Origin of the sequence: Acidovorax delafieldii 2AN (assembly GCF_000175235.1) — a bacterium.
GTDB classification, from domain to species: Bacteria; Pseudomonadota; Gammaproteobacteria; order Burkholderiales; family Burkholderiaceae_C; genus Acidovorax; species Acidovorax delafieldii_B.
Genome location: NZ_ACQT01000235.1, coordinates 1 through 5,431, shown reverse-complemented (window position 1 = coordinate 5,431; position 5,431 = coordinate 1). Strand labels below are relative to the sequence as shown.

The window sequence follows — 5,431 nt, the reverse complement described above, 5'->3', positions numbered from 1 at the left end:
CCCCGGTGCCCGGGGCCGTGTTCGCCACCGGCATGACGCCGCTGGCACGGGCGCGGCAGCGCGCGCAGGGTGTCATGGGCCAGCTGCGCCGGCTGCTCACCCAGCCCGGAACCGGTTTTGACATGGTCAATGCGCCGCCCGCCTCTGCGGCGTTGGCGCATGCGCTCACGGCCCACCGCGTGCAGGCCGACACCTACTACAGCGGTGTGGCTACGCTTGTCGAGGATTACAGCCCCGCTGCCGTGGTACAGCTGGCGGGCGCCGTGCGCGAGCGCTCCACAGAGCTCAAGAAGAAGGCGTCCACCGCCGGGGAAAAGGCCATCATCGAGGTGGTGGCGCTGATGTTCCAGAGCATCCTGGCCGAGGACCGCATCCCTCCCGTCGTGCGGGTGTGGTTTGCGCGTCTGCAGGTTCCGGTGTTGCGGGTGGCACTGGCCGAGCCCGAATTTTTCAGCAATGTCGCCCATCCGGCGCGCCAGCTCATCGACCGCATGGGCGCCTGCGTGATGGGGTTTGACGCCACCACCATCAACGGCAGTGCCCTCGAAGCCGAGATCCGCCGGGTGGTGCAGGTGATCGAACAATACCCCGAGACTGGGCGGCGTGTCTTTCAGCTGGTGTACGACGAGTTCGAGAAATTCCTGTCGAAGTTCCTGACCGAAAAGCAGGCCACCTCGCGCCTCGTCAGCGTGGCGCAGCAGGTCGAGCAGAAGGAAACGCTGGCCATTCAGTACACGATCGAGTTGCGTACCATGCTGCGCGACATGCCCGTGCGCGACGAAATCCGCGAATTCCTGTTCAAGACCTGGGCCGAAGTATTGGCCCTGTCGGCCGTGCGCGATGGCGCGCAGCACGCTGACACCGTCGCCTTGAAGCGTACCGCGGCGGACCTGGTATGGGCCGCCAGCGCCAAGCCCAACCGCAGCGACCGCGCACAGGTCATCCAGAATCTGCCCGGTCTGTTGCAGCGCCTGCGCCAGGGCTTGGCCCTGATGGGCATCTCGGGCGCCGCCCAGGACGCCCAGATCAAGGTGCTGACCGATACCCTGGCCGACGCCTTCCTCTCCAAGACGGCCACCATTCCGCAGGCGCACATCGATGCCATGGCCAAGCGCCTCGCGAACCTGGAAGATTTCATCGGCGATGCGGCCCTGGGCGACATGCCGCTCAACGCCGACAACATCGAAATGATGCTGGGTATCGACGCGTCGTCCATCCACGTGGTCGCCGACAACGGGGCGCCCGTGGAGGAGGCCATGGTGGCGTGGGCGCGCGAGTTGCAGCTGGGCACCTGGTTCACGCTGGACCACAATGGCGCTTCGGCACAGGTGCAGTACGCATGGCAAAGCCAGCGCAAGCAATTGCACCTTTTCGCCGCCACGGATGGCAGCAGCTACCTGATCCAGTTGCGCCGCCTGGCTGCCTACCTGCAGTCGGGGCTGCTGGTGGCGCAGGACGAGGAGGGGCTGACCCTGCGCGCCACCCGTGATGCGCTGGCCAAGCTCGACGCCAATCCCGAGCGACTGCTTGACTGAAAAGCCCCGGCCATCCGCCCATTCAGGCGCGGCCCAGGCGCTGGAACCTTCCACCCGGAAGCCGGGCCACGGCCCCTGCCAACTCGAGTTCGAGCAATTGCACCTGCATGGTCGCCGTGTCCATGCCCGTGCGTGCCATCAGAGTGTCGAGGCCGACCGGATCGAAACCCATTGCCTGCAGCAATGGGCTTTCGGCAGGTGGCGGCGGTGCCGCATTGGGCGGCGCCATGTTGGTTGGCGCTGCGGCAGAAGCCTGCACCGGGCCGGGCAAGCGCAATTCCTCGAGCACATCCTGTGCCGACTCCACCAGTTTCGCGCCTTGGCGTATCAGTGCATGGCACCCGCGCGATTGCGGCGCATGGATGGAGCCGGGAATGGCAAACACCTCGCGGCCTTGCTCCGCCGCGAGCCGGGCCGTGATCAACGAGCCGGAGGCGAGCGCCGCTTCGACCACCAGCGTGCCCTGCGATAACCCCGCGATGATGCGGTTGCGCTTGGGAAAATTCGCCGCCAGCGGCGGGGTGCCCAGCGGATACTCGCTAACCAGCAGGCCCTGGGCGGCGATGCGCCTTGCCAGCCCGAGGTTCTGGCGGGGATACACCCGGTCAAGGCCTGTTCCCACCACGGCAATCGTGGCGGGAACCGCCGTGTCGGATGCGGCGCTGTCGAGCGCCCCTTCGTGGGCGGCCGCGTCCACCCCCAGCGCCAGACCCGACACGATGGTGAGTCCTGCCGCGTGCAGAGCCCGTGCAAACTGCCGCGCGTGGTCAGCACCCTGCGCCGTGGGGTTGCGGCTGCCCACCATGGCCAGGCAACGCTGCGCTGGAAACGGGTGGGCAGCGGCCCACAGGGCGGCCGGCCCCATGCCGTACAGCATCAACGGAGGGTCTTCGGTTTCGAGCAACGCGTCGGGGTAGCGGGCATCGCCCAGCGGGATGACAACGCGGGCGGGCCCGTCGGAGGGCGCGCCCTGCAGCCATTCCCAGGTGGTTTCGAGTTGGTTGGCGAAACCCTGTGGCACCGCGCGCAGTGCCTTCGCCTGCGCTGGCCCCACACACTGGGCGAGTGCGGCCTCGGTTTGCACGAAGACCGCAGTGGGAAGGCCGAAAGCCGCGAGAAGCCGGCGGGCGGCGGCGTTGCCCACGCCGGGTGTCAGGGTGAGGCGCAGCCAGCCGGCCAGTTCGTCGCGGTCCATGGAAGCAGTGAAATGGGCGGTGCCCGCTGCCGCAGCAACTGGCACCGATCCCGTCCTTACTCGGGGTTGACCAGGCGGTCGCCCACCCGCACGCCGGTGCGGATCTCGAGGATCAGGGCATAGGAGACACGGTCAAACGTCCGGAACACCATGACGTTGCCGTTGCGCTCGCTGGGCAGCTTGACCACTTCGCGCGCTTCATCCGTGGTGTCCTTGATGCGATCACCCTTGGTCAGGATGTTCAGCACCTGACCGGCTTCCATGCCGTCCTGCGTGCCCCGGTTGATCGCGATGACCTGGTTCTGCGCGGCGTAAGACACCGAATTGCTGCCGTAGATCGAGACCACGCGCGCATCGACCTCCATCTGCGGTGCGCGCGGGGTATAGCTGACAAACGCGCGGGCCGGCGCGGGCAGCAGCCGGTCTCCTGCACGCACCTCTTCCTTGGTCGCGGTCAGCTCGACCGTGGCCGGCACGTAGTCGACGGTGATGCCGCCCTTGCCGTTGGCTGATTCCTCGAACGACTCGCCGCGGATCAGTTCGGCCTTGCCCACATATTGCGCTTCGTAGCCCAGGACCTCTCCGGTGAGCGGGTCCTTGAGGGCGATGGCATCGCGGAAGATGCGGTAGTGGCGGGGCATGCCGGGCTCGGCCCGCAGCGGATCGGACGCATCGCCGCGCGCATAGGAGCGGTCACCGTCCGCCATCAGAACACGCTCGTCCTGCGTGGCGATGATGCGGGGTGCGCGTTGCAGCACCTCTGCATCCACCACGAGCGGCTCCACCAGGAAGGGCTCGATGAGATGGGGCTTGAGGGTGGGCAGCGCTGTGTCGGCGAGGCTGTCGCTGCGGGTGCGCGGCGACACCCGCACCGTTTCGGGCTCGCCGCGCGCGCTGGTGCGCAGTCGGGCATAGTCGCCGTCCTTGTCCAGGTAAAGAGTCTGGCCCGGAAAAATCAGGTGGGGGTTGGGCAGTGCCTTGAGGTTCATGCCCCACAGTTCGGGCCAGCGCCAGGGGCGCTTGAGGTACATGCCGGAGATGCCCCACAGCGTGTCGCCACGCTTGACAACATAGGTGTCGGGGGCGCTCGCTGCCAGTTCGGAAAGAGGAACACCACGCTCGGCCACCTGTTGCGCCGTTGCCCGCTGACCACTCGATACCGGGTAGTTCTGGGCCTGGGCCGGAGCGGCGAGCAGGGCGCCGGCAAGTACCGTCAGCGCGCCCAGGGCGGTTCGCCGCGCGCTGGTGTATGCCGTCATGTTGTTCCTTTTTTGATGCATTGTGAAACGCCCCCTCACTGGCGCCGCGGTCGATTGCGCCATGCAAGCCGCCGGGCAAATACGTTACAAACCATCTTAGATTCTCTGCTCAAGGCCTTGATTCGGCAACGAATATTGCGAAGCGCGCCTGCAGCGTCTTCCAAAAGTGGCGAAAATAGCGACATCCACCAACGACATCCATGGCAATTCTTCCCATTCTCTGTTACCCGGACCCCCGTCTCCACAAGGTTGCACAGCCGGTTCAGGCCGTGGATGCGCGCATCGAGGCGCTGGTCGCGGACATGCTGGCCACCATGTACGACGCACACGGCATCGGCTTGGCGGCCACCCAGGTGGACGTGCATGAGCGGGTGGTGGTCATCGATGTTTCCGAAGAGCGCAATGAGCCGCTGGTGCTCATCAACCCCGAGATCGTCTGGGCCAGCGCAGAACGCCACGTGGGCGATGAAGGGTGCCTGTCGGTGCCAGGCATTTACGACGGTGTGGAACGCGCTGCCGCGGTGCACGTGCGCGCGCTCGATGCGCAGGGGAAGTCCCGCACGATCGAGGCCGAAGGCTTGCTCGCCGTGTGCATGCAGCACGAGATGGACCACCTCATGGGCAAGGTGTTCGTCGAGTACCTCTCGCCTCTCAAGCGCAACCGCATCAAGACCAAGCTGCTCAAACAGCAGCGGGATTCCCGCGAATGACATCCGCATGGCATCTTCTGCGGCGCGTGGCCGCCGTGCTGGCCCTCGGCGGCCTGCTGGCAGCGTGCGCCTCGCCAGACTGGGAGAAACCCGGCGCCACGCGCGCCGAGGTGCAAGCCCGGCTGGGCGCCCCCTACAGTGCGACTGCGCTGGAGGGCGGCGGTGAGCGCTTGCTCTATTCCACCCTTCCCGCGGGCCGACGTGTGTTCCACATGGATTTCGACGCCACAGGCCGCCTGCAGCGCGTCGAGCAGGTACTGACCTTTGCCCGCTTTGCCGCCGTGCCGCTGAACGAATGGACCACGGCCGATGTCCTGCGGACCTTCGGCCCCCCCATGCTCGTGGAGCAGGTGGCCACCTTTGATGGCGACGTCTGGACCTACCGGTTCATGGACGGATACGAGCCGCGCATGGCGCACCTTCACATCGACCGCGCCGGCACCGTGCGCAAACTGGTCTTCACTGACGACCTGCCGCGTGCTGACGACCGCAACACCTGAAGGCGGCGGCCCTTTTCATGAAAATCGTTTTCGCAGGCACCCCCGACTTTGCCCGCGTCGCGTTGCAGCGATTGCTGGAAGCCGGCTTCACCGTCCCCCTCGTCCTCACGCAACCCGACCGCCCCGCGGGCCGGGGCATGAAGCTGCAGGCGTCACCCGTGAAGCAGTGTGCGCTGGAGCACGGCATTGCCGTGGCCCAGCCGCGCAGCCTGCGCCTGGACGGCAAATTCCC

General features: G+C 66.7%; 5 protein-coding genes and 1 pseudogene. 4 read left to right on the top strand and 2 right to left on the bottom strand.

Features of this window, described 5'->3' with window-relative positions; translation table 11 throughout:
* Positions 1-1,535: DUF1631 family protein (locus tag ACDELDRAFT_RS18555; protein ID WP_005799543.1), on the top strand; the 1,535-nt coding region annotated here is incomplete at its 5' end.
* Positions 1,536-1,557: 22 nt separating this feature from the next.
* On the opposite strand, the gene dprA is transcribed toward ACDELDRAFT_RS18555, so the two are convergent.
* A complete protein-coding gene (gene dprA, locus ACDELDRAFT_RS18550) occupies positions 1,558-2,730 on the bottom strand; it encodes a DNA-processing protein DprA (protein ID WP_005799542.1) in 1,173 nt (390 codons plus the stop codon).
* Between the two features lie 56 nt (positions 2,731-2,786).
* A complete protein-coding gene (locus ACDELDRAFT_RS18545) occupies positions 2,787-3,989 on the bottom strand; it encodes a LysM peptidoglycan-binding domain-containing protein (RefSeq protein WP_005799541.1) in 1,203 nt (400 codons plus the stop codon).
* Positions 3,990-4,189: 200 nt separating this feature from the next.
* Between ACDELDRAFT_RS18545 and def the strand changes: the two genes are divergently transcribed.
* From def to ACDELDRAFT_RS18530, 3 genes and pseudogenes are all read left to right on the top strand, one after another.
* Entirely contained in the window at positions 4,190-4,699 is a 510-nt protein-coding gene (gene def / locus ACDELDRAFT_RS18540; RefSeq protein ID WP_005799540.1) for a peptide deformylase, read from the top strand.
* Positions 4,696-5,199, top strand: a complete 504-nt coding sequence (locus tag ACDELDRAFT_RS18535; RefSeq protein ID WP_005799539.1) for a hypothetical protein — start codon at positions 4,696-4,698, stop codon at positions 5,197-5,199. The genes def and ACDELDRAFT_RS18535 overlap by 4 nt, the downstream gene beginning before the upstream one ends.
* Positions 5,200-5,216: 17 nt before the next feature.
* Positions 5,217-5,431 (top strand): annotated as a pseudogene (locus ACDELDRAFT_RS18530) (methionyl-tRNA formyltransferase); the annotation flags it as partial.